At 65.0% G+C, this 24158-nt stretch carries 18 protein-coding genes; 10 read left to right on the top strand and 8 right to left on the bottom strand.

Features of this window, described 5'->3' with window-relative positions:
* Positions 1-2: 2 nt before the first annotated feature.
* The 5 genes from QCE58_RS08300 to QCE58_RS08280 form a co-directional block, all read right to left on the bottom strand.
* Complete coding sequence (locus QCE58_RS08300) at positions 3-305, bottom strand: Dabb family protein (RefSeq protein WP_061161325.1); 303 nt, start codon at positions 303-305, stop codon at positions 3-5.
* Positions 306-365: 60 nt separating this feature from the next.
* Complete coding sequence (locus QCE58_RS08295; protein ID WP_034473389.1) at positions 366-1544, bottom strand: acetyl-CoA C-acyltransferase; 1179 nt, start codon at positions 1542-1544, stop codon at positions 366-368.
* Positions 1541-2191, bottom strand: coding sequence for a bifunctional nicotinamidase/pyrazinamidase (gene pncA / locus QCE58_RS08290; protein ID WP_008349704.1), 651 nt, complete (start codon positions 2189-2191; stop codon positions 1541-1543). Before pncA ends, QCE58_RS08295 begins: the two co-directional genes overlap by 4 nt.
* Positions 2184-4268, bottom strand: coding sequence for a 3-hydroxyacyl-CoA dehydrogenase NAD-binding domain-containing protein (locus tag QCE58_RS08285; protein WP_008349705.1), 2085 nt, complete (start codon positions 4266-4268; stop codon positions 2184-2186). The genes pncA and QCE58_RS08285 overlap by 8 nt, the downstream gene beginning before the upstream one ends.
* Positions 4269-4439: 171 nt before the next feature.
* Positions 4440-6098, bottom strand: a complete 1659-nt coding sequence (locus QCE58_RS08280) for a 3-(methylthio)propionyl-CoA ligase (RefSeq protein WP_008349706.1) — start codon at positions 6096-6098, stop codon at positions 4440-4442.
* A 24-nt stretch (positions 6099-6122) separates the two neighbouring features.
* Between QCE58_RS08280 and QCE58_RS08275 the strand changes: the two genes are divergently transcribed.
* The 5 genes from QCE58_RS08275 (at position 6123) to QCE58_RS08255 (ending at position 10078) form a co-directional block, all read left to right on the top strand.
* A complete protein-coding gene (locus QCE58_RS08275; protein WP_372492619.1) occupies positions 6123-7796 on the top strand; it encodes a YdiU family protein in 1674 nt (557 codons plus the stop codon).
* Positions 7797-7845: 49 nt separating this feature from the next.
* Positions 7846-8262 carry a peptide-methionine (R)-S-oxide reductase MsrB gene (gene msrB / locus QCE58_RS08270; protein WP_008349708.1) on the top strand — a complete coding sequence of 139 codons (417 nt, stop codon included), beginning with the start codon at positions 7846-7848 and terminating at the stop codon, positions 8260-8262.
* 104 nt (positions 8263-8366) lie between these two features.
* Positions 8367-8903: a septation protein A gene (locus QCE58_RS08265; protein ID WP_008349709.1), complete on the top strand. Its 537-nt coding sequence runs from the start codon at positions 8367-8369 to the stop codon at positions 8901-8903.
* A complete protein-coding gene (locus QCE58_RS08260) occupies positions 8900-9214 on the top strand; it encodes a BolA family transcriptional regulator (protein ID WP_008349710.1) in 315 nt (104 codons plus the stop codon). Before QCE58_RS08265 ends, QCE58_RS08260 begins: the two co-directional genes overlap by 4 nt.
* Before the next feature lie 81 nt (positions 9215-9295).
* The gene (locus tag QCE58_RS08255; RefSeq protein ID WP_250434687.1) at positions 9296-10078 is read left to right on the top strand and encodes a peptidylprolyl isomerase; all 783 of its coding nucleotides are present in this window, start codon (positions 9296-9298) and stop codon (positions 10076-10078) included.
* A 64-nt stretch (positions 10079-10142) separates the two neighbouring features.
* Here the strand turns inward: QCE58_RS08255 and QCE58_RS08250 are convergent, their stop codons facing one another.
* Complete coding sequence (locus QCE58_RS08250; RefSeq protein ID WP_250521107.1) at positions 10143-12599, bottom strand: family 20 glycosylhydrolase; 2457 nt, start codon at positions 12597-12599, stop codon at positions 10143-10145.
* A gap of 224 nt (positions 12600-12823) precedes the next feature.
* Entirely contained in the window at positions 12824-16861 is a 4038-nt protein-coding gene (gene purL, locus QCE58_RS08245; RefSeq protein ID WP_250521106.1) for a phosphoribosylformylglycinamidine synthase, read from the bottom strand.
* Between the two features lie 456 nt (positions 16862-17317).
* Here purL and QCE58_RS08240 point away from each other — a divergent pair, with 456 nt between their 5' ends.
* The 3 genes from QCE58_RS08240 to pgi all read left to right on the top strand — a co-directional run bounded on the left by QCE58_RS08240 (position 17318) and on the right by pgi (position 22078).
* Positions 17318-18610, top strand: coding sequence for an FAD-dependent oxidoreductase (locus tag QCE58_RS08240; protein WP_250502023.1), 1293 nt, complete (start codon positions 17318-17320; stop codon positions 18608-18610).
* A gap of 67 nt (positions 18611-18677) precedes the next feature.
* The gene (locus QCE58_RS08235; protein ID WP_250521105.1) at positions 18678-20240 is read left to right on the top strand and encodes an NAD(P)H-hydrate dehydratase; all 1563 of its coding nucleotides are present in this window, start codon (positions 18678-18680) and stop codon (positions 20238-20240) included.
* A gap of 203 nt (positions 20241-20443) precedes the next feature.
* Positions 20444-22078, top strand: coding sequence for a glucose-6-phosphate isomerase (pgi, locus tag QCE58_RS08230; RefSeq protein WP_175982912.1), 1635 nt, complete (start codon positions 20444-20446; stop codon positions 22076-22078).
* 50 nt (positions 22079-22128) lie between these two features.
* On the opposite strand, the gene QCE58_RS08225 is transcribed toward pgi, so the two are convergent.
* Positions 22129-22830, bottom strand: coding sequence for an ABC transporter ATP-binding protein (locus tag QCE58_RS08225; RefSeq protein WP_244808072.1), 702 nt, complete (start codon positions 22828-22830; stop codon positions 22129-22131).
* On the opposite strand from QCE58_RS08225, the gene QCE58_RS08220 reads away from it, so the two are divergent.
* Together QCE58_RS08220 and QCE58_RS08215 are read left to right on the top strand one after the other, a co-directional pair.
* On the top strand, positions 22829-23500 hold the full coding sequence (locus QCE58_RS08220) for an arylesterase (RefSeq protein ID WP_280519316.1): 672 nt from the start codon (positions 22829-22831) through the stop codon (positions 23498-23500). The genes QCE58_RS08225 and QCE58_RS08220 overlap by 2 nt on opposite strands.
* A gap of 125 nt (positions 23501-23625) precedes the next feature.
* A complete protein-coding gene (locus tag QCE58_RS08215) occupies positions 23626-23967 on the top strand; it encodes a hypothetical protein (RefSeq protein WP_008349728.1) in 342 nt (113 codons plus the stop codon).
* Positions 23968-24158 lie beyond the last annotated feature (191 nt).

Here is a 24158-nt window from a genome sequence, read left to right as displayed (position 1 = left end):
GCTCACACTTCGTAGTCGACGCATTGACGCGCTTCGCGGATCGCCGCGACGAAGTCCTTCAGCGCCTGATGTTTCGGATGCACCTGATACGCTTCGAGCGCCGCCTTGTCGTCGAAGTCGGACACGAGCACGACGTCATAGGTGCAATCGAAACCCGGCTGCGCGGTGCCGACTTCGAAATGCCCTTGCCCTTTCACGATGCTGCGGCAGGTTTCGAGCTTCGCCTTCAGCTTCTGCGCGTTTTCGGCGCGGCTCGCGCCCTCGGCGTTTTCCTTCAGCTTCCACATGACGATGTGACGTAGCACGGCGACTCCTGTTATCGAACGAATCTCGAAGCGTAGCAAAAATCGCCGGGCCGCAAATGCTCACACGATTTCGAAAAGGCCCGCCGCGCCCTGTCCGCCGCCGATGCACATCGTGACCACGACGAACTTCGCGCCACGCCGCTTGCCTTCGATGAGCGCGTGACCCGTCAGGCGCGCGCCCGACACGCCGTACGGATGCCCGACCGCGATCGCGCCGCCGTTCACGTTCAGGCGCTCGTCGGGAATGCCGAGCCGGTCGCGGCAATAGAGCACTTGCACGGCGAACGCTTCGTTCAGCTCCCACAAGCCGATATCGTCGACGGACAGGCCCGCGCGCTTCAAAAGCTTCGGCACGGCGAACACCGGACCGATGCCCATTTCGTCCGGCTCGCAGCCCGCGACCGCGAAGCCGCGAAAAATGCCGAGCGGCGCGAGACCTTCCTTCTCGGCGAGCGTCGCGCTCATCACGACGCACGCCGACGCGCCATCCGAGAACTGGCTCGCGTTGCCCGCCGTGATGACGCCGCCAGGCAGCGCGGTGCGAATCTTCGACACGCCTTCGAGCGTCGTATCGGCGCGGATGCCTTCGTCGGCGGCGAGCGTCACTTCTTGCGTGAACATGCGCCCCGTCGCTTGATCGGCGATGCCGGCAAGCACGGTGATCGGCACGATTTCATCGTCGAACTTGCCCGCCGCCCGCGCCGCCGCCGCGCGCTGCTGCGAGCGCACGCCGTATTCGTCCTGCCGCTCTTTCGCTATCTCGTAGCGCTTCGCGACGTTCTCGGCGGTCTGCAACATCGACCAGTAGATTTCGGGCTTGTGTTGCCTGAGCCAGCCTTCGGTCAGCATGTGACGGTTCAGCTCGTTCTGCACGCACGAGATCGATTCGACGCCCCCCGCGACGAACACATCGCCCTCGCCCGTCATCACGCGCTGCGCGGCAAGCGCGATCGTCTGCAAGCCCGACGAGCAGAAGCGGTTCACCGTCATGCCGGGGACGGAAACCGGCAAGCCCGCGCGCAACGCGATCTGCCGCGCGATGTTCGCGCCCGTCGCGCCTTCCGGATTCGCGCAGCCCATGATGACGTCCTCGACGCGCGCCGGATCGATGCCCGCGCGTTCGACGACCGCCTTCGTCACATGGCCGCCGAGCGTCGCGCCGTGCGTCATGTTGAGCGCGCCGCGCCACGATTTGGCGAGCGCGGTGCGCGCCGTCGATACGATGACTGCATCGGTCATGTCGTTGCCCCCGCTTTGAGAATTTCGTCCGAGCTCACGCGTTGCACGCCCGCATCGCGCATGTCGTTCCATGCTCGGTCGAGCGAGCCGTTCAGATCGATCGCGCGGCACGCGTCCTCGATCACGATGACGTCGAAGCCCGCCGCACGCGCATCGAGCGCGGACCACGCGACGCAATAGTCCGTCGCCAGTCCGGCTAGCCACACGCGTCTTGCGCCGACGTTGCGCAGATAGCCTTCGAGACCGGTCGGTGTCGAACGGTCCGCTTCGAGAAACGCCGAATAGCTGTCGACGTGTTCGTGATGCCCCTTGCGAATCACGAGCCGCGCGTGCGGCACATGCAGATCGCGATGCAGCGCCGCGCCTCGCGTGTCCTGCACGCAATGCACCGGCCACAGCACCTGTTCGCCGTAAGGCAAGGTCATCGTCTCGAATGGCGCGCGGCCCTCGTGATTCGCCGCGAACGACACATGCGAGCGCGGATGCCAGTCCTGCGTCAGCACGACATGCGAGAACGCGCGCGCAAGCCGATTGATGACCGGCACGACTTCATCGCCGTGTGCGACGGCAAGCGCGCCGCCCGGCATGAAGTCGTACTGCACGTCCACGGCGAGGAACACGTCTTCGACAGGTTTGATATCAGCCATTGAAGCGTCCATTCGATTGCGCGAGTTCGGTGACGCGCGCGGCGGGTTGCCACGCGTAGCCGTTGGCCTGCTTCGCGTATTTGCGCATCGCGCGTTCCACGTTGTAGAGGCCGATGGTGTCCGCATACAGCATCGGGCCGCCGCGCCAGAGCGGAAAGCCGTAGCCCGTCAGATAAACCATGTCGATGTCCGACGCCTTGCCCGCGATGCCTTCCTCGAGAATCTTCGCGCCTTCGTTCACGAGCGAAAGCACGAGACGCTCGACGATCTCTTCATCGCGGATCTTGCGCCGCTCGACGCCGCGTTCCTTCGAATACGCGACGATCATGTCATCGACCACGTTCGACGGCAGCGCGTCGCGCTTGCCCGGCTGATAGTCGTACCAGCCCGCGCCGGTCTTCTGGCCGAAGCGGCCCATCTCGCACAGACGATCCGCGACGCGCGAATAATGCAGCTCCGGCTGCTCCCGATAACGCCGCTTTCTGATCGCCCAGCCGATGTCGTTGCCCGCGAGATCGCTCATGCGAAACGGCCCCATCGCGAAGCCGAAGTTTTCGATCGCGCGATCGATCTGCGCCGGCAGCGCGCCTTCCTCCAGCATGAAGAGCGCTTGGCGGATGTACTGCTCGATCATCCGGTTGCCGATGAAGCCGTCGCATACGCCCGACACCACCGCCGTCTTCCTGATTTTCTTCGCGAGCTGCATGACCGTTGCGAGCACGTCCTTTTCGGTCTTCGCGCCGCGCACGACTTCGAGCAGCTTCATCACGTTCGCGGGGCTGAAGAAGTGCATGCCGATCACGTCGCCGGGACGCTTCGTGAACGAGGCGATGGTGTCGAGATTCAACGTCGATGTATTCGATGCGAGGATCGCGCCAGACTTTGCGATTTCGTCGAGCTGACGGAAGACCTGTTCCTTCACGCTCAAGTCTTCGAACACGGCTTCGACGATCAGATCGGCCTGGGCCAGATCGCCAAAGGCAAGCGTCGGCGCGATGAGCGCCATGCGCTCTTCGACCTTTTCCTGCGTGAGCTTGCCCTTCTTGACCTGCGCCTCGTAGTTGCGCCGGATCGTCGCGATGCCGCGATCGAGCGCGTCCTGCTTCGTTTCGAGCAGCACGACGGGCAGACCGGCGTTGAGAAAGTTCATCGCGATGCCGCCGCCCATCGTGCCCGCGCCGATCACGCCGATGCGCTCGATCTTCCTCACGGGCGTGTTCGACGGGACATCGGCGATCTTGGCAGCCGCGCGTTCGCCGAAGAACGCATGCCGCAACGCGCGGCTTTCGGGCGTCTGCACGAGCGCGAGAAAGCATTCGCGCTCGAAGGCGAGACCGCGCTCGAAACCTTCCTTCACGCCTTTTTCGATTGCATCGATGCACTTGTGCGGCGCCGGGAAATGCTTCGCGACTCCCGCGACACTGTTGCGCGCGAACTGGATGAAACCCTCGGCGTTCGGATGCTCGATCTGGCGATCGCGGACTTTCGGATGCGGACCGCCGCGATCGGCGGCCCGGCGCGCGAACGACAACGCGCTTTCCAGCAGATCGCCGTCGGCGAGTTCATCGAAAAGCGCGGTTTGCGCGAGCTTTTCTGAAGGCACCGGCGCGCCCGACACGATCATGTTCAGCGCCGTTTCCAGCCCGACCACGCGCGGCAGACGCTGCGTGCCGCCCGCGCCCGGCAAAAGCCCGAGCTTCACTTCCGGCAGCGCGATCTGAGCACCGGGCACGGCGACGCGGTAATGCGCGCCGAGCGCGAGTTCCAGACCGCCGCCCATCGCGACGGCGTGAATCGCCGCGACGACGGGCTTCGCGCTCGCTTCGAGCGTCGCGATGACGGTCATGAGCGTCGGTTCCTGCGTGGCTTTCGGCGTGTTGAATTCGGTGATGTCCGCGCCGCCCGAGAACGCCTTGCCCGCGCCGATGATGACGATGGCGCGCACGTCGGCATCGTCGTTCGCGCGCTCGACACCTTCGACGATGCCGAGCCGGGTCGAATGCCCGAGACCGTTGACCGGCGGATTGTCGAGCGTAATGACGGCGACGCCGTCGCGGATCGTGTAGTCCACTGCCATGAACGTGTCTCCTGTCGACCGGATATGAGATCGATTGTGGGCGATCGGGGCAGAATACACAAAAAAGCACGATCGTTCAAACGACGCGTTTCGCGCCAATCGATCGCCAGAAATGCACGAAGCCCCGGCGCGCGGACCGCGAACCGGGGCTTTCGATGACGCAAGAAAAAGCTAGACCGGATTCTCCGCGGCGTTGGGCAACACGTAATCGCGAAACTGCTCGCGCAGGCGCACTTTCTGCAGCTTGCCCGTCGCGGTGTGCGGCAGTTCCTCGGCGAACACGACATCGTCCGGAATCCACCACTTCGCGACCTTGCCCTCGAAATGCGCGAGCAGTTCCTCGCGCGTGACGGTCGCGCCCGGCTTCAGCACCGCGACGATCAGCGGCCGCTCGGTCCACTTCGGATGCGAGCACGCGATGCACGCCGCTTCCGCCACCTGCGGATGCGACACCGCGATGTTCTCCAGATCGATGGAACTGATCCATTCGCCGCCGGACTTGATCACGTCCTTGCTGCGATCGGTGATCTGCATGAACCCGTCTTCATCGATGGTCGCGACATCGCCGGTCGGGAACCAGCCGTCGACGAGCGGAGAATCGTCCCGGCGAAAATACCGATCGATGACCCACGGCCCGCGCACATGGAGATCGCCGAACGATTTGCCGTCCCACGGCAGTTCGGTGCCGTCGTCGCCGACGACTTTCATGTCCACGCCAAAGAGCGCGTGGCCCTGCTTTTCCAGCGAGCGGCGCTGCTCGTCGAGCGGACGCTGCTTCTGCCTGAAACTGAGGCGCGACAAGGTGCCGAGCGGCGACATCTCCGTCATGCCCCACGCGTGGATCACTTGCACGCCGTACTCTTCCTCGAAGATGCGCAGCATCGCGGGCGGACACGCCGAGCCGCCGATTACCGTGCGCTTCAACGTCGAGAAACGCACGTTCTGCTGCTTTATGTAGGTGAGCAGGCTCATCCACACCGTCGGCACGCCGGCGGAATACGTGACGCCTTCGGCTTCCATCAATTCGTAGAGCGACTTGCCGTCCAGATCCTTGCCGGGAAAGACGAGCTTCGCGCCGACGAGCGGCCCCGCGTGCGGAATGCCCCATGCGTTGACGTGGAACATCGGCACGACGGGAAGGATCGCATCGCTCGACGATGCGCCCATCGCGTCCGGCAACGCCGCGCCGTACGCGTGCAGCACCGTCGAGCGATGCGAATACAGCGCGCCTTTCGGATTGCCCGTCGTGCCCGACGTGTAGCAGAGAAACGATGCCTGACGCTCATCGAGCATCGGCCATGCGTAGTCGCCGTCGTGCTCGCCGATGAGGCTTTCGTAGCTCATCACCGGCACGCTCATGTTCGACAGATGTTCGGCGATGCACGCGGCATCGCCGAGCGCGATCCAGCCCTTCACGTTCGGGCACTGCGGCGCGATCAGTTCGACGAGCGGACCGAAAGTCATGTCGAAGCAGACATACGAATCGTCCGCATGATCGATGATGAACGCGATCTGATCCGGAAAGAGACGCGGGTTGATCGTGTGACACACGGCGCCCATGCCGCTGATGCCGTAATAGCATTCGAGATGTCTGTAGCCGTTCCACGCGAGCGTGCCGATGCGCTCGCCCTGCTCGACGCCGAGCGCGGTCAGCGCCTGCGCCAGTTGTTTCGCGCGCTTCTCGCAATCGCGGTAGGTGTAGCGGTGGATATCGCCTTCGATGCGCCGCGACACGATCTCGTTGTCGCCGAAGTGGCGTGAGGCATGAGACAGCAGGGACGACGCGAGCAGCGGTATGTCCATCATCTGCCCGTAGAGCGGCGACGTCATAGGCGAAGTCCTCGAATCTGGCGAATGCTGATCGGATGGCCGGGCCGCGCTCTGCAGGCCCGCGGGCGCGGAATTACAATATCGTTTAACTCAGAGGCGCTCAACATGTCGTTTTCCCCAAGCAATGCCGTGCGCGCGGCGCGCGACGAGACGCCCGCCGACGCGCGTTCCGTGAACGAAATCGCCAGCGCGATCCGGGTCGGCGAGCCGGGCTCCTTCGCCGCGCTCGGCACCGCTTTTCTCACCCGTCTTCCTGCCGCGCCCGTTCCCGATCCGTATCTCGTCGGGATGTCGCGCGAGATGGCCGAAACGCTCGGATTCGATCCGCAAGTCGCCACCGGCCCTGAGAAAGACGCGTTCGCCGCCTTCTTCGCCGGCAATCCGACGCGCGACTGGCCCGCCGATGCCCTGCCCTATGCCGCCGTCTATTCGGGGCATCAGTTCGGCGTGTGGGCGGGACAACTGGGCGATGGCCGCGCGCTCACGCTAGGCGAAGCGGAGCACGACGGCGCGCGTCTCGAAGTGCAACTGAAGGGCGCGGGCCGCACGCCCTATTCGCGCATGGGCGATGGCCGTGCGGTGCTGCGGTCGTCGATCCGCGAGTTTCTGTGCTCGGAAGCAATGCATCATCTCGGCATCCCGACGACGCGCGCGCTCACCGTCATCGGCTCGGACTTGCCGGTGCGGCGCGAGATCGTCGAAACGGCGGCGATCGTCACGCGCGTGTCGCCGAGCTTTGTGCGCTTCGGCCACTTCGAGCATTTCTATTCGAACGATCGCATCGACGAGCTGAAGACGCTCGCCGATCACGTCATCGACCGGTTCTATCCGCATTGCAGGGATGCCGACGATCCGTATCTCGCGCTGCTCGACGAAGCCGTGCGCTCCACCGCCGATCTGATGGCGGAGTGGCAAGGCGTCGGCTTCTGCCACGGCGTGATGAATACCGACAACATGTCGATCCTCGGCCTCACGATCGATTACGGTCCGTTCGGCTTCATGGATGCCTTCAACGCGCATCACGTCTGCAATCATTCGGATACGCAAGGACGCTATTCGTATGGGCGCCAGCCGCAGGTCGCGTACTGGAATCTCTTCTGTCTCGCGCAGGCGCTCGTGCCGCTCTTCGGCGCGAATCTGCCCGAGGAAGGCCGCGCCGAGCGCGTGGTCGAAGAGGCGCAAAAGGTGATGGAACGCTACAAGGATCGCTTCGGGCCCGCGCTCGTCGCGAAGATGCGCGCGAAGCTCGGCCTCGATATCGAGCGCGAAGGCGACGACAAGCTCGCCAACGGTCTCTTCGAAATCATGCATGCGAATCGCGCGGACTTCACGCTGACGTTCCGGAACCTGTCGAAGCTCTCGAAATCCGACGCGAGCCGCGACGCGCCCGTGCGCGATCTGTTCCTCGATCGCGCCGCATTCGATGCGTGGGCCGCGCAGTATCGCGAGCGCCTCGCCCACGAGCCGCGCGACGACGCCGAGCGCGCCGCGGCGATGAATCGCGTGAATCCGAAGTACGTGCTGCGCAATCATCTGGCGGAAAACGCCATCCGGCGCGCGGCGGAAAAGGATTTTTCGGAAGTGGCGCGTCTTCTGGACGTGCTGCGCCATCCATACGACGAACAGCCCGAATACGAAGCCTACGCGGGCCTGCCGCCCGACTGGGCGAGCGATCTCGAAGTCAGTTGTTCTTCGTAGGATCGCCCTCATATACCAGGCCTTCCCGGCCAGATCAAAGGAACGACAGATGAGCCACGACGCCACCCCGACGAGCTATCCGCTGCAAAAGGACGACGCCGAGTATCGCCGCGAACTCGACGACATGCAGTACCAGGTCACGCGCCACGCCGCGACCGAGCGCCCCTTCACGGGCAAATACTGGGATCACAAGGAGCGCGGCGTCTATGACTGCGTGTGCTGCGGCACGCCGCTGTTCGAATCGGACACGAAGTTCGACGCCGGCTGCGGGTGGCCGAGCTACTTCAAGCCGATCAACGGCGAAGTGATCCAGGAGAAGACCGACCGCTCACATGGCATGCTTCGCATCGAAGTCGTGTGCAAGAACTGCGGCGCGCATCTCGGCCACGTCTTCGAGGACGGCCCCGCGCCGACCGGCCTGCGGTATTGCATCAACTCGGCTGCGCTACAATTCGAACCCAAGTAAGCGCGAGCCCGTCCATTTCGTCGTACCGGCGCCCGCCGCTTCTCGCGGGCGCTTTTTTCTCGCGCGCCTCGCATCCATCCGATGCCCATCACGTCCGCACGCCAATGAAATTTCTGTTCGATCTGTTTCCGATCATTCTCTTTTTCGTCGCATTCAAGGTCTGGGGCATCTATACCGCGACGGCGGTCGCGATCGCGGCGACGCTCGTGCAGATCGCCTGGGTCGCGTTTCGGCATCGCAAGGTCGATCCGATGCTGTGGGTCAGTCTCGGCGTGGTCGTCGTGTTCGGCGGCGCGACGCTCGTGCTGCACAACGATACCTTCATCAAATGGAAGCCGACGGCGCTCTACTGGCTCTTCGCGTTCGCGCTGATCGTCGCGCAGATCGGCTTCAGAAAGAATCTCATCGAAGCGATGATGGGCAAGCAGATCGTGTTGCCGCATCGCGTATGGGGCCAGTTGAATGTCGCGTGGGCGGTGTTTTTCGCGCTGCTCGGCATCGTCAATCTTTTCGTCGCGTATAACTTCACGACGGATCAGTGGGTGAACTTCAAGCTCTTCGGCGCGACGGGCTGTCTCGTCCTGTTCATCGTCGCGCAAAGTTTCTGGCTTGCGAAATACATGAAGGAGGACGGGCAATGAGCGCATCGTTCGATTTCACGAGTGCATCGGCGGCGGACAAGATCGCGCATCTCGAAGCGCGTTTGAATGCCACGCTGCAGCCGCAGTCGGTGCATATCGACGACGACAGCGCCGCGCACGCGGGCCATGCGGGCGCGGCCGCCGGCAGCCATTACACGGTGACGATCGTCGCGGAATGCTTCGCGGGCAAGGCACGCGTGGCGCGACATCGACTGGTGTATGATGCGCTGGCCGAGGAGATGCGGCGCGGCGTGCACGCGCTCGCGATCCGGGCCTACACGCCGCAAGAGTTCGCAGAACAATTCGAATAAACCCGCGCGCGGTTCGACCCTAAGCCTTGCCTCTTAAATCTCGCCTTTGAAGGCGTCTGTTTGTTCAGTTAGGAACCTCCGATGACTTTGAAAAAAACCCGCGTCTGGGTGTTGCTGGCTGCATTCGCGGCTGCTCCTGCGTTTGCGCAAAACATCGCCGTCGTCAACGGCACGCCGATTCCCACGTCGCGCGCCAATGCGCTCGTGAAGCAACTCGTGGCGCAAGGTCAGCAGGATTCGCCGCAGCTTCAGCAGGCGGTGCGCGAGGAACTCATCAACCGCGAAATCCTGATGCAGGAAGCCGCGCGCGAAGGCATCGCGACGCGTCCCGACGTGAAGGCGCAGGTCGCCGTCGCACAGCAGACCGTGGTGTTGCGCGCGCTGATCGAAGATTTCGTGAAGAAGAACACGCCGACCGACGCCGAGATCAAGGCGCGCTATGAGGAGCTCGTCAAGCAAAACGGCGGCGGCAAGGAACTGCATCTGCATCACATTCTCGTCGAGGACGAAGCGCAGGCGAAGGATCTGATTGCGAAGATCAAGGCCGGTGCGAGCTTCGAAGATCTCGCGAAGCAATATTCGAAGGACCCGGGATCGGGCAAGAACGGCGGCGATCTGGACTGGTCCTCGCCTTCGGCTTACGTGCCTGAATTCGGCGCGGCCGCGGAGAAGCTGAAGAAGGGCGAAATGACGTCCGAGCCGGTGAAGACGCAGTTCGGCTGGCACATCATCCGTCTGGACGATGCGCGTGATGTCGCCCCGCCGCCGTTCGATCAGGTGAAGGCGCAGATCGCGCAGCAAATGCAGCAGGAAAAGCTGCAGGCGTTCGAGGAAGGCTTGCGGAACAAGGCGGTGGTGAAGTAAGCGCGCTTGCTTGTTCGTTGGTAACAAAGCCGCCCTTCGGGCGGCTTTGCCGTTTCATGGGCCGTCAACCGCCCAGCTTCGTCCTGACCACCGCGCCCGAGCGCGTCAGCTTCGGCATTTCGCGGTTCTGCACCACGCTCATGAAGCCCGCCCAGTCCGCTGCGAGCGCGGCCTTGTCGACCTTGTCGGTGTCGCCGAGCTTGTAGCGCTCGCCCTGCACGTAAGGACGTTCCCACGCGGCCCGATGCCACGCGCGTTCCGCAAGCGCAAGCAAGCGCGGATACGCCATGTACTCGAACTGCTGATCCGTACGCATCACTTCCGCCCAGGCTTGTCCCTGAATGCCTTCGATACGCGGCGCCGGTCCAGCGCTCGTCACTTCGAACGGTTTGCCGTCGCGATCGGGCATGATCTCCGCGTTCTGCGGCAGATTGTCAGGCGCGAGCGAGAACGTCTTGAAGCTGTCCGTCGCGTGCGAGCCCCAGTAATACCCGCGCTCGCGCTGATCGAAGGCATAGGGGAAGTCGAAGTACAGATAATCCGGCAGCGCGAGCACCGTCTTGTAGCCCTGACTGCCGAGCGTCTGCACGGTGTCGGACGCGCCCCAGAAGATGGTGTCCCACATCGTCACCATCACGTTCGACGTCGCGAAATCCTGCGGACCGTTCGCGTGCTTGATGCCGTCCTGCCACGCGGCCATCGTGCCGATGCCGTTCGCGCGCACGATCTGGCTGACCTGGCGCGCGAAGATCGACGGCAGTTCGTCGACGGATGCAACCTTGCCCGACGCGATCATCGCCGCGCACTGCGGCGAGCGTCCCCACGGCTTGTCCTGCAACGCGAGGTTCACGCGGCCCTTGCCGGGATCGGTGCCGTCGAGCGGCTGGAAACCGCCGCCGAGAAGGATGTTCTTAGCCTCGTCGCCGCCGAAGTGCCACACGGAAAGCGGCGCGCCCGCTTCGCGATGCATCGACGCGACTTCGCCGATCACCTTCGATGCGAAACGCTGCGCACCGTCCGAGCACGGATTCAGGAAGCTGCGGCGGTCGTAGAACTGGACGGTCGTCGTGTTCGATGTATCGGCCGGATCGAGCAGACGGTACGCGTTCGCGGCCGCCTTGTTGCCGAGCGCCGCAAGACGCTGGTAACGCGCTTCCATCGACACGACCGCGGCGCGCGCGTGGCCTGGCATGTCGATTTCCGGAATGATTTCGACGAAGCGATCCGCAGCATAACGAAGCAGCGCGACATATTCTGCGCGGCTCAGATAGCCGCCGCCCGAGCGATTGTCGGGACCGGAGCCGAGCTGCGGCAACAAGCACTGCGTTTCCGTGAGATCGTGGCAACGCTTCGCGCCGATTTCGGTCAGCTCCGGCAGACCGGGGATTTCGATGCGCCAGCCTTCATCGTCGGTGAGATGCAGGTGTAGCCGGTTGAGCTTGTATGCGCTCATCTGGTCGATCAGACGGCGCAACGTGGCGGGCTGACGGAAGTTGCGCGCGACGTCGACGTGCATGCCGCGATGCGTGTATCGCGGCGCGTCTTCGATGGTCATCGCCGGCACGCTGCCGCCGCCCGCGGGCGTAAGCGAGAGCAAGGTCTGCACGCCGTAGAACAGCCCGCCCGCATCGAAGGCGTCGATCTTCACGCCGTCTTGCGCGATCGTCAGCCGATAACCGCCCGCGCGCGCGATATCGGCCGGCAATGCGCCTCCGGCGATCTGCCCGCTCACGCGCACGGCCGCGCCGGTCAGACCGAGCGTCGCCGCGCGCGACGTGAGCGCCGCCACTTGCGACGATGTCAAACCGGACGCCGACAAATCGATTCCGCCGACCTGCGCCGCGCCCTCACCCGCCGTCGAACGCAGCACCGCCGGCACCGCGCGCGCGGCGGTCTGCTGCGCCGATGGCAACGCGGCTTCGGCGCGTGCGCGTTGCACTTGCGCGGGCGTTGCGGCGAATGCCGCTGCGTCGTCCGCGATCGGCGGAATGCGATCGACGTAGCGGGTTTCATCGTCGGTATCGTTGTGCTTGAGGATGGCAGGCGCCGCATTGCCGTCCGCCACGACATACGCGCGCGGCAACAGATCGCTGTAGCGCTGATACCAGTACTCCCCGACGAACGGCACTTCGATGCGCTCGCCCGCGCCGAGCGTGAAAGCGCCCGCGCGCGGCGTCAGCGCGTAAAGATCGCCGGTGACGTGCTTCCACGCGAACGCCGGATGTTCCACCATCAAAATGCGCCGGATGCTGTGCACGTACAGCGTCCAGCCGCCTGCCGGGAGACTGCGGCTGCCGGTGTTTTCGAGAATCAGCTTGCCGCGCGCGCAACTGGCCCAGTCGGCGCCGAGATCGGCGCAGTTCGTGCCGGACTTCGCGGCATCGTTGCCGTCGATGTCCACGCGCACCATCAGGTTCTCGCCGAGCGCCGCCGCGCGCGCCGTCGGCGAGAGATTGGCCGAACCCGAATCCGAGCTGTCGCCGCACGCCGCGACGAGACACGACGACGCGATGACCGTCATCGCCAATAAATTCCGTATACCTAAATATTTTGATGGCAACTGCCTCATTTCTCCTCCGTGGTCGAACGCGCCTCGCGACGCGCCGAAGCACTATACCCGCAACTTACGCGTTGATTATTTTGGGATATTTGCCGGAAGGCAGTGTTATGGAACGGGCTCAAAAATAAAAACACCCCGAAGCGTCAGCTTCGGGGTGTTCGGTCCAGCCATGCGACGATGCGCGATTAGCCGAGGAAGCGTCGCGCGTTCTGGAACACGCGCAGCCACGGGCTGCCGTCGGTGGTCCAGTCGTCGGGCGTCCAGCTCATCTGCACGTTGCGATGCACGCGTTCCATGTGCGGCATCAGCACGGTGAAGCGGCCATCGGGCGTCGTCACGGACGTAATGCCCTGCGGCGATCCGTTCGGATTGAACGGATACTGCTCCGTCGCATTGCCGCGATGATCGACGTATCGCATCGCGACGAGCGCCTGCGCCGGATCGCCTTGCTGCGAAAAGTCAGCGAAACCTTCGCCGTGCGCGACCGCCACCGGAATGCGCGAGCCTTCCATGCCCGCGAAGAAGATCGACGGCGAATTCTGCACTTCGACGAGCGAGAAACGCGCCTCGAACTGCTCCGACTTGTTGCGCGTGAACTTCGGCCAGCTTTCCGCGCCCGGGATGATCGACGCGAGGCTCGACATCATCTGGCAGCCGTTGCAGATGCCGAGCGCGAAGGTATCCGGACGCGCGAAGAACGCCGCGAACATGTCGGCGAGCTTCGCGTTGAAGCGGATCGTCTTCGCCCAGCCCTCGCCCGCGCCGAGCACGTCGCCGTACGAGAAGCCGCCGCACGCGACCGCGCCCGCGAAATCGGCGAGCGTGGCGCGCCCTTCGAGCAGGTCGCTCATGTGGACGTCGTGTGCATCGAAGCCGGCGCGATCGAACGCGTATGCCGTTTCCAGATGCGAGTTCACGCCCTGTTCACGCAGGATCGCGACACGCGGACGCTTGCCCGTCGCGATGAACGGCGCAGCGACGTCTTCCGCCGGATCGAAGGTCAGCACCGGCGCGATGCCAGGATCGGCGGCGTCGAGCAGCGCGTCGTATTCGGCGTCGGCGCAGGCCGGGTTGTCGCGCAGACGCGCGATGCGCCAGCTCACTTCGCTCCACGCGCGATGCAACTCGACGCGCGGCGCATCGAAAATCTTCTTCGCGTCGCGATAGATTTCGACCGCGCCGCTCCGGTTCGGCTTGCCGATCACATGCGAGCACGCCGACAAACCGTGTTCGCGCAGCGCGCCGAGCACCGCGTCGCGATCCGATGCGCGCACCTGCACGACCGCGCCGAGCTCTTCCGAGAACAGCGCGCGGATCGTGCGGTCGTCGCGGCGGCCGCTCGTCTGCTTGGCCCAGTCTTTGGCGTCGCCGTAATCGGATTCGTGATCGGCGTCGAGCGTCAGCATGTCGATGTTCAGCGACACGCCCACATGCCCCGCGAACGCCATTTCGCAGACCGTCGCCCACAGGCCGCCGTCCGAGCGGTCGTGATAGGCAAGCAGCTTGCCATCGGCATTCAAAGCCTGGATCGCCGCGAAGAAGCGCTTGAGGTCTTCGGGATCGTCGACATCGGGCACTGCGTCGCCGACCTGCTGCGTGACCTGCGCGAGAATGCTGCCGCCCATGCGGTTGCGGCCACGCCCGAGATCGATCGAGATCAGCACCGTGTCGGTATCGTCGACGAGTTGCGGCGTGAGATGCCGGCGCACGTCCTCGACCGGCGCGAACGCCGAGATGATGAGCGACACCGGCGACACCACTTCGCGCGCGCCGCCGCGTGCGTCCTGCCACTTGGTGCGCATGGACAGCGAATCCTTGCCGACGGGAATGCTGATGCCGAGCGCCGGGCACAGTTCCATGCCGATCGCCTTAACGGTGTCGTAGAGCGCGGCGTCTTCGCCGGCGCTGCCGCACGCGGCCATCCAGTTCGCGGAGAGCTTCAGCTTGTTGAGCGATTCGATCGGCGCGGACGCGATGTTCGTCACCGCCTCGCCCACTGCCATGCGGCCGGACGCGGGCGCGTCGATGACGGCGAGCGGCGTGCGCTCGGCCATCGTCATCGCTTCGCCGCGAAAGCCCGCGTAATCCATCGTCGTGATCGCGCAATCGGCGACGGGCACCTGCCACGGACCGACGAACTGGTCGCGCGCGGTCGTGCCGCCGACCGAACGGTCGCCGATCGTGATGAGGAACGACTTGCTCGCGACCGTCGGATGCTTGAGCAGGTCGACAGCGACTTCGGACAGCGACAGACCCGTCACGTCGACGGGCGTGAATTGCGCATTCTCACGCTTCACATCGCGATGCATCTTGGGCGGCTTGCCGAGCAGCACGTCCATCGGCATGTCGACGGGTTCCTGGCCTTCGTTGGCGTCGTCGATCAGCTTCAGCTGACGTTCGTCCGTCGCCACGCCGACGACCGCCACCGGGCAGCGTTCGCGCTCGCAAATCGCCTGGAACGCGGGCAGATCGGCGGGCGAAATCGCCAGCACGTAACGCTCTTGCGCCTCGTTCGACCAGATTTCGCGCGGCGACAGACCGCTTTCCTCGAGCTGAACCTTGCGCAACTCGAAGCGCGCGCCCTTGCCCGCGCCATCGACGAGTTCCGGGAACGCGTTCGAGATGCCGCCCGCGCCGACGTCGTGGATCGACAGGATCGGATTGCCCTCGCCCAACTGCCAGCACGTATTGATGACTTCCTGCGCGCGCCGCTGGATTTCCGGATTGCCGCGCTGGACCGAGTCGAAATCGAGTTCGGCGGTGTTCGCGCCCGTCGCCATCGACGATGCCGCGCCACCGCCCATGCCGATACGCATGCCCGGCCCGCCGATCTGGATCAGGAGCGTGCCGGCCGGCAGGTCGAGCTTGTGCGTGTGCTGATCCGAAATATTGCCGATGCCGCCCGCGATCATGATCGGCTTGTGATAGCCGCGCACGCGGCCCGCGACGTTCTGCTCGTAGGTGCGGAAATAGCCGCCGAGGTTCGGGCGGCCGAATTCGTTGTTGAACGCGGCAGCGCCGATCGGGCCGTCGATCATGATCTGCAGCGGCGACGCGATGCGGTCCGGGCGGCCATACGGCGCGTGCTCGTCGGACGGATTGCGTTGCGTGAGCGGCACGGCGGCGTCGCGGTCGTTTTCCCACTTTTCGCGCGCGTCGGGCAGATCGAGGTTCGACACGGTGAAGCCCGCGAGACCGGCCTTCGGACGCGCGCCGCGGCCCGTCGCGCCTTCATCGCGGATTTCGCCGCCCGAGCCCGTCGCCGCGCCCGCGAACGGGGAAATCGCGGTCGGGTGATTGTGCGTTTCGACCTTCATCAGCGTGTGGGTCAATTCCACGTTGCGCCGGTACTGCTCGTCGGCGCCGCGCGGGAACCAGCGTTCCGCGACGCCGCCCTCCATGATCGCCGAATTGTCCGAATACGCGACGATCGTGCCCGCGTGATTCAGCTTTTCCGTGTTGCGGATCATCTGGAACAGCGACATGTCCTGCTTTTCGCCGTCGATGGTCCATTCGCCATTGAAGATCTTGTGGCGGCAATGCTCGCTGTTGGCCTGCGCGAACATCATCAGTTCGACGTCGGTCGGATTGCGCTTCAGGCTCTCGAACGCGTTCACGAGATAGTCGATCTCGTCTTCCGCGAGCGCGAGGCCGAGCTCGGCGTTCGCGGCCTCGAGCGCACGGCGGCCCGTGCCGATGATGTCGACGGTCTGCAAAGGCTTCGCGGGCAGCTCGTCGAAGAGATGCAGCGCCTGGTCGCGCGATGCCGCGACGCTTTCCGTCATGCGGTCGTGCAGCGCATCCGCGACGGCCGCGCGCGCTTCGTCCGACAGCGCCTTCTTGCCGCCGAGGAAGCCGCTTTTCATGACGACCGAGAATTCGACGCCGCGCTCGATGCGACGCACTTTCTCGAGGCCGCAGTGATGCGCGATGTCGGTCGCCTTGCTCGCCCACGGCGAGACCGTGCCGAAGCGCGGCACGACCATGAACGTCTCGACATGACCGCGCTCTTTCGAGTCCGCGAACGGCGCGCCGTAGTGCATCAGCGCGGCGATGCGGCTGTTGTCATCGTCGGTGAGCGGCTCGGACGCGTTGACGAAATGCAGGAACTGGCCGCGCACGCCGACGATGTTCGCGTCGATGCGGGCGAGCGTTTCGAGAAGGCGGGTCTGACGGAAATCGGAGAGGGCCGAAGCGCCGGGGAAACACGAGAAGTGGGCCATTGTGACGGTGCGTCGATGACGTCTGTGTGCCGCTCGCGCGACGCTCGATCGCTTTTTGCAAACCGGATATTCGCAAATTCGGACTCGAGCACGCTAAACGGCGTGAGGCGAAAGGAAGACCGCGATTATAACCCGGAAGCGTCTCGAAATCGGCCGGGGCGGTCCGTCCGCGTGGCGCGCCACGGTGCAGCGGCGACGCGAAACGGATCGTCGCGCATCCCGAAATTGTCCGCGCCGGGCCGGCCATCGGGGATCGAGCGTGCCGCGGGCCGCATGAGCGCCCGGCTCGCCGTCCCCCGCAAACGATTTTGGCGCTATCATGGCGCGCTTTCTCCGGGTACGGCGCGTGCCGAATCACGCCGCCAGCCTGTCGTTTCACCGTCAACGCAGCAGCCGGGCGTCCGTGCCCGAGCGTCACGCCGCACTGCAATCTCGCGCCTTCGGGCACAAAAAGTCATGGATGTCATCGTCATCGGCGGAGGAATCGCCGGCATCGCCACCGCCTGTCAATTACATGCGGCCGGTCATCGCGTGTGCGTGGTCGAGCGCCACGCGACCGTCGCGCAAGGCGCCACCTACGGCCAGGGCGGCGCGCTGCTGCCCTCGCCGCTCGATGTCTGGTTCGGGCCGACGTTCATGGCGTCGAGCCGCTCGAAGCAAAGCGGCATGGTGGTCAAGACCGGCTTCGACTCGGCCGCGCGCGATTTTCTGAAGCAGCTCGCGACGCTGCGCGATCCCGAGGCGTTCGCGGCGCAGTACGCACATCTGCAGCCGCTCGTCGATGTGTCGCGGCGCGTGCTCGCGGACATCGAAAGCCGGCTGGAACTCGATTTCGAGCAGCGCCGCGGCGTGCTGCACGTCTTCAGGCAGCCGCGCGAGCTCGAAGACGCGCAGCCGGCCATCGATCTGCTCAGAAGTTGCGGCGTTGCGCATCAACTGCTGACGCCCGAAGAATGCGTCGCCATCGAGCCTTCCGTGCCGGATTTCCCGGAATTCGCGGGCGGCGTGCTGCTGCCCGACGAGCGCACCGCGAACTGCCCGCTCTTCACCAAGCAACTGAAGCAGGTGCTCGAAGACGGCGGCGTGCAGTTCCGCATGCATCGCGCGGTGGCGTCGCTGCGTCTGGACGATGGCCGCGCGGCCGTCCAGCTCGCCGGTCCCCACGAAGGCAAAAAGCGCAGCGCCGATGTCGAGCTCATCACGGCGGACGCCATCGTCGTCGCGGCGGGCACGGGCACGCCGGGGCTCATCGGCGGCTCCAAGTCGGCGTCGTCGCTCTTTCCGCTGCGCGTGCATACGCTCACCGCGCCCGTCGCGTACGAGGAGCGCGCGCCGCATCTGACGGTCGTCGATTCGATCAAGCGCATCACGATGACGCGCATCAACCAGCGGCTGCGCGTGGGCGGCGCGGGCGTGTTCCAGAGCGCGTCCAAGGCCGACAAGCCGCTCGACGCCTCGCTCTCGCGCCGCGCGCTCGATCTGCTCGGCCAAGGCACGCACGACTGGATTCCGGGCGCGGCGCGCGTCTCCGCTGCGCGCGCGTGGGAAGGGCTGCGCCTCGTCACCGCCGACGGCCTGCCGCTCGTCGGCGCGACGCGCCATCCGCGGCTTTTCGTGAACGCCGCGCACGGCCCGGCGGGCTGGGGCCTCGCGTGCGGGTCTGCTAAAGTGATCGCGGATCTCATTTCCGGCGTTACGCCCGATGTTCCCGCCGATACCCTTGCCGCGCTGAGCCCCGAACGCTTCTAACAGCGCGCTGCGACGGGCACGAATGCTGCGGACGCCGGGTTTCCAAAGCGCTTTCCCGCCCGCCGCCATGACCGCTGCCCGCTCGCCCTATTTCACTCCCAAAGACGATCCGCTCACGCTTCTGACGCTCGCCGAGCTGCGCACGCTCGAAGCGCGCGCAGCCGCCGCGCTGCCGCCGCATACGCTGATGGCGCGCGCGGGCGCGGCCGCCGCGCAATGCGTCATCGATGCGCTGGAGCACGATCCGGATTCGCGTGCGTTGCCGGTGTGGCTCGCGGCCGGCCCCGGCAACAACGGCGGCGACGCGCTCGTGATGGCCGAGCGCCTGCATCGCGCGGGCATTCCGGTGCGCGTGTGCATGCCCGTCGAAGTGAAGCCCGACGACGCGCGCTGGGCGCTCGACGCGGCGCGCGCGGCCGGCGTCTCGATCGACGACAAGCCGCCCGCCTCGTTCGACGGCTTCGGCTGGCTCGTCGACGGCATGTTCGGCATCGGTCTCACGCGGCCGCTCGAAGGCGTGTTCGCGGAAATCGCCGCGCGCATGACGCGCCGCGCGCGCGCGTCGGGGCGCGTGCTCGCGCTCGACGTCCCGAGCGGCCTGAACAGCGACACCGGCGCGCCCGTGAACGGCGGCGAAGCCGTGCGCGCAACGGACACGATCACCTTCATCGGCGCGAAGCCGGGGCATTTCACGTCGCTGGGCCGCGATCTGACGGGACGCCTTTTCGTTTCGACGCTGGAAGTCGATGCGAGCGCGGCGCCGTCGATCGTGCTCAACGCGCCCGCACTATTCGGCGCATGCATGCCGCCACGCGACAACGCGACCAACAAAGGCACGTTCGGCTCGCTCGCGGTGGTCGGCGGCGATACCGGCATGTGCGGCGCGCCGGTTCTCGCCGCGCGCATGGCGCTCTACGGCGGCGCGGGCAAGGTGCACGTCGCGTTTCTGGGCGAAGGCTTTCCGCCTTACGATCCGCCGCATCCCGAGCTGATGCTGCATCACGTCGATGACCTCGCGCTCGACAGGATGGACGCGCTCGCCATCGGCTGCGGCATGGGCCCGAGCGAGCGCGCCAAGACGGTGCTGACCGACGCGCTGAAGCTCGATGTCCCGAAATTGCTCGATGCCGACGCGCTCAATCTCATCGCGAAAGACGACGCGCTCGCCTCCGCCGTCGCGGCGCGCGGCGCGCAGGGCGATCCGTGCATCCTCACGCCGCATCCGCTGGAAGCCGCGCGTCTATTGCAAACCGACGCGAAAGCCGTTCAGGCCGATCGCATCGCGGCCGCGCGCCAGCTCGCCGCGCGCTATGCGGCCATTGCGGTGCTCAAGGGCTCCGGCACCGTGATCGCGTCGCCCGATGGCCGCGTCGCCGTCAATCCGACCGGCAACGCGGGACTCGCCACGGGCGGCACCGGCGACGTGCTCGGCGGATTGATCGGAGCATTGCTCGCGCAGAAGCTCCCTGCATACGAAGCGGCGCTCGCGGGCGTCTGGCTGCACGGCCTCGCCGCGCAGACGCTCAGCGACGGCGGCATCGGCCCGGCCGGATTGACTGCCGGAGAACTCGCGCCCGTCGTGCGAAGTCTCATCAACCGCCGCTTTTACGCGGAGCACGCGCGCAACTGACGGTTTTCGCGCGTCCCATTGCAAGGCCGCCGTGACGCTTTGCAAGCATCCGTTCATGCATCGTCGCTATACTCTTTTTTGATTCGGGCAACCGCGGCCGCTCACATCTGCTTCAGTCGCGTTCACCAGACACGACACACAGGCAGGCGAGCCGCAATCGCACGAACGTATTCCTCTGTCACCTTCAGACTAACGGACCGCTCATGACCCAAAACTCGATGCTCAACTCGCTTCCTGCCTGGTCGGCGCTCCAGACGCATTACGATGCCATCTCCGGCGAGCGCCTGCGCGACTGGTTCGCGCCGCAGAACGACACCGCGCCGACGCGCGCCGAGCGTCTCACTTTCGCGGGCGGCGGCCTCGCCATCGACTTTTCGAAGAACCGCGTGAAGGACGAAACGCTCAAGCTGCTCGTCGAAGTCGCGCAGCAGGCCAAAGTCACCGAACGCCGCGACGCGATGTTCCGTGGCGATATCGTCAACATCACCGAACATCGCGCCGTGCTGCATACCGCGCTGCGCGCGCAGTCGCCGGATGCGCCCTTCCACGAACAGGTGCAGAAGGAAAAGGCCAAGATGGCCGCCTTCGCCGACAAGGTTCGCGACGGCTCGTGGACGGGCTATACCGGCAAGCGCATTCGCCATGTTGTGAATATCGGCATCGGCGGATCGGATCTCGGGCCGAAGATGGTCGTCCACGCGCTGCATCATCTGGCGTCGAAGGATCTGGACACGCATTTCGTATCGAATGTCGACGGCGCGGATCTCTGGAACGTCCTTCAGCAAGTCGACGCCGAAGAAACGCTCGCGATCGTCGTCTCAAAGACCTTCACGACGCTCGAAACGATGACGAACGCGCATTCGATGCGCGACTGGTTCCTGAAGTCCGGCTGCCCCGAAGATCAGCTCGCGAAGCATTTCGTCGGCGTGTCGGCGAATCCGGCTGAAGTGGTCAAGTTCGGCATCGCGAAGGAAAACGTCTTCGAGATGTGGGACTGGGTAGGCGGACGCTACTCGCTGTGGTCGGCGGTGGGGCTGTCGATCATGCTGTCGGTGGGTCCGCAGAATTTCGACGCGCTGCTGCAAGGCGCGGCCGCGATGGACGAGCACTTCCGCACCGCGCCGCTCGACAAGAACCTGCCGGTGCTGATGGGCATGATCGGCATCTGGTATCGCAATTTCTTCGGTTCGCAGAGCGATCTCGTCGCGCCGTATTCGCAGGCGCTGCACTATCTGCCTTCGTATCTTCAGCAGCTCGAAATGGAGAGCAACGGCAAGTCGGCGCGTCTCGACGGCAAGATGGTCGATTACCCGACCGCCGCCGTGATCTGGGGCGAGCCTGGCACGAACGGCCAGCACGCGTTCTTCCAGATGCTGCATCAAGGGCCGACGATCATTCCGATCGACTTCATCGCCGTGCTGACGCCGGAGCATCCGCTCGTCGATCATCACGCGAAGCTGCTCGCCAACTGCTTCGCGCAGAGCGAGGCGCTCATGCTCGGCCGCACGCTCGAAGAAGCGAAGAAGGTCGCGGGTCCGGGCAAGGAGGAACTGGCGACGCATCTGAGCTTCCCCGGCAACCGTCCGACGACGACCATCATGCTCGACGCGCTCACGCCCCAGTCGCTCGGCGCGCTCATCGCGCTCTACGAGCACAAGGTGCTGGTGCAGGGCACGGTGTGGGACATCAACTCGTTCGATCAGTGGGGCGTGGAGCTCGGCAAGATTCTCGGCAAGGTCGTCGAGGCCGATATCACCGCCGCGAGCGCCGATCCGGCCAAGCACGATTCGTCGACATCCGCGTTGATCGCGCGTGCGCGCGAGGCTTTGAAGCGCTGAAGCGCGCGTTGAAGAAGGTGGCCCGCGGCGCTTCGGCGTCGCGGGTTTTTTTATACGCCGATGCCGTTGACGAGCCGCCCCGCTTCGATCGTCACTGTCGCGTCGCAGCGCTCGGCGAGTTCGGCGTCGTGCGTGACGAGCACGAGCGTCGCGCCGTTGCGGCGGTTCATCTCGAACATCAGGTCGATGATCGCGTAGCCCGTGGCGGCATCGAGGCTGCCCGTGGGTTCGTCGGCGAAGAGCACGGCCGGATGCGTGACGAAGGCACGCGCGAGCGCGACGCGCTGCTGTTCGCCGCCGGAAAGCAGCTTCGGATAGTGGCCCGTGCGCTGCGCGAGACCGACCTGATCGAGAAGCGAGCGGGCGCGCGCCGCGATCTCGCCGTGCGGCATCTCGGCGCGCAGTTCGAGCGGCAGCATCACGTTTTCGAGCGCGGTCAGATGCGGCATCAACTGGAACGACTGAAACACGAAGCCGACCGCGCCGCTTCTGAGCGCGGCCCGTTCGTCTTCGTTCAGGGTCGACAGCTCCTTGCCGAGCAGACGAACCGAGCCCTCGCTCGCGCTGTCCAATCCGGCGAGCAGGCCGAGCAATGTCGACTTGCCCGAGCCCGATGCACCGACGATCGCGACGCTGCTGCCCTTCGCGATCGACAGATCGATCTGATCGAGAATCGTGAGCTCGCCCGTTGCGTCCTTCACTCGCTTGCTTAACCCCCGAACTTCGATGACCGGCTCGATATTGTTTTGCATGGACACTCTGAAAATTAACTTGCGCGGCCTCGTGCCGGCGATCCTGTTGATGGCGGCATGTTCGGCGACAGCGCATGCCGCCGATGCGCAAGCCGCAGCGCAACCGAAGCCCGCGATCGTCGTGCTGGGCGACAGCCTGTCGGCCGAATACGGCCTGCCGCGCGACACCGGCTGGGTCAACCTCTTGCGCGACAAGCTTGCGAAGGAGCGTTTCGATTATAGCGTCGCCAATTCGAGCATCAGCGGGGACACCACGAGCGGCGGGCGCGCACGATTGACCGCGGTGCTTTCTCGCCTGAAGCCCGCGGTCGTGATCGTCGAACTCGGCGCGAACGATGCGCTGCGCGGCGTGCCGCTCGCGACGACGGAGACGAATCTGCGCAGCATCGTCGATGCCTCGCAGGCCGCGCATGCGAAGGTTTTACTCATCGGCATGTACGTCCCGCCCAATTACGGCCCGGACTATACGCAAAAGTTCCACGCCGTCTATGAGCGCATCGCGAAGGAGAAGAACGTGCCGCTCGTGCCGTTCCTGCTTGCCGGCATCGCTGACAAGCCCGCCATGTTCCAGGCGGACCAGATTCATCCGACGGTGCAGGCCCAGCCTTTGCTGTTGGAAAACGTCTGGCCAACCTTGAAACCCTTGCTGGGCGCCAGTGCGTCGCATTAGGACGACGCTGGCCGCGACAGCTCTTGCAGAACCAACGCGGAACACGGCCACGATTCAGATATCTGAGACTTTCGCGTAACTCTTATAACCCGCTCGTCTCGTGAGCGACTCTACAAGGAGGTCACGTGAAACTTATCCCTCTCCTCGGCCTGGCCGTCGCGCTCTCGGCTTGTGCCGCACAGCCGCCCGCCAACGTGCAACAAGTCGGCATGAGCAAGCAGGCGCCCAATGTCGTCGCGCAGTGCATCGCGCAAAAGTGGGCCGAAAAGTCACAGCAGCAGGTCGTGTCGCAGAACACGCTCGCCAACAATCAGGGCGTCGACGTCTATGTGCCCGGCCAGCAGCCGCCGAATGGCGCCGCCGCGGTGGTGCAGCCAGCGCGCTCGGGCTCCGGTACGTGGGTCGGTTTCCGCGCCTCGGGCGCTGCCGGCAGTCAGGCAACCGGCGATATTCAGGCTTGCCTGTAAGCATCGTGCTTGCCGTCTCGTAGCGGCGTAGCAAAGCAAAAAAGCCCCGCTTTCTTTGATCTGCTCTAGAAATCCTGGACACAAATGAGTGCTAGTGTTTCGGAGGCAATTTTCCCAATAGGAACGGGAGGTTGGCGATGAAGCGCAAGCAATATTCGGTGGAGCAGATCGTGGCCGCGCTCAAGCAGGCT

The organism is Caballeronia sp. LZ028 (genome assembly GCF_031451415.1).
GTDB classification, from domain to species: domain Bacteria; phylum Pseudomonadota; class Gammaproteobacteria; order Burkholderiales; family Burkholderiaceae; genus Caballeronia; species Caballeronia zhejiangensis.
Note: the sequence above shows the minus strand (reverse complement) of the source record. Positions and strands in the feature narration are given on the sequence as shown.

Excerpts from the sequence above, each read along its gene's own strand:
- pgi (WP_175982912.1), top strand. The coding sequence starts at position 20,444 with ATGACCCAAAACTCGATGCTCAACTCGCTTCCTGCCTGGTCGGCGCTC.
- pncA (WP_008349704.1), bottom strand. The coding sequence starts at position 2,191 with ATGGCTGATATCAAACCTGTCGAAGACGTGTTCCTCGCCGTGGACGTG.
- QCE58_RS08280 (WP_008349706.1), bottom strand. The coding sequence starts at position 6,098 with ATGACGTCGCCGCTCTACGGGCAGATGATGGACATACCGCTGCTCGCG.
- msrB (WP_008349708.1), top strand. The coding sequence starts at position 7,846 with ATGAGCCACGACGCCACCCCGACGAGCTATCCGCTGCAAAAGGACGAC.
- QCE58_RS08255 (WP_250434687.1), top strand. The coding sequence starts at position 9,296 with ATGACTTTGAAAAAAACCCGCGTCTGGGTGTTGCTGGCTGCATTCGCG.
- QCE58_RS08225 (WP_244808072.1), bottom strand. The coding sequence starts at position 22,830 with ATGCAAAACAATATCGAGCCGGTCATCGAAGTTCGGGGGTTAAGCAAG.
- QCE58_RS08265 (WP_008349709.1), top strand. The coding sequence starts at position 8,367 with ATGAAATTTCTGTTCGATCTGTTTCCGATCATTCTCTTTTTCGTCGCA.
- QCE58_RS08240 (WP_250502023.1), top strand. The coding sequence starts at position 17,318 with ATGGATGTCATCGTCATCGGCGGAGGAATCGCCGGCATCGCCACCGCC.
- QCE58_RS08260 (WP_008349710.1), top strand. The coding sequence starts at position 8,900 with ATGAGCGCATCGTTCGATTTCACGAGTGCATCGGCGGCGGACAAGATC.
- QCE58_RS08295 (WP_034473389.1), bottom strand. The coding sequence starts at position 1,544 with ATGACCGATGCAGTCATCGTATCGACGGCGCGCACCGCGCTCGCCAAA.
- purL (WP_250521106.1), bottom strand. The coding sequence starts at position 16,861 with ATGGCCCACTTCTCGTGTTTCCCCGGCGCTTCGGCCCTCTCCGATTTC.
- QCE58_RS08220 (WP_280519316.1), top strand. The coding sequence starts at position 22,829 with ATGGACACTCTGAAAATTAACTTGCGCGGCCTCGTGCCGGCGATCCTG.
- QCE58_RS08250 (WP_250521107.1), bottom strand. The coding sequence starts at position 12,599 with ATGACGGTCATCGCGTCGTCGTGTCTCGTCGCGGCGTGCGGCGACAGC.
- QCE58_RS08235 (WP_250521105.1), top strand. The coding sequence starts at position 18,678 with ATGACCGCTGCCCGCTCGCCCTATTTCACTCCCAAAGACGATCCGCTC.
- QCE58_RS08285 (WP_008349705.1), bottom strand. The coding sequence starts at position 4,268 with ATGGCAGTGGACTACACGATCCGCGACGGCGTCGCCGTCATTACGCTC.
- QCE58_RS08275 (WP_372492619.1), top strand. The coding sequence starts at position 6,123 with ATGCTGATCGGATGGCCGGGCCGCGCTCTGCAGGCCCGCGGGCGCGGA.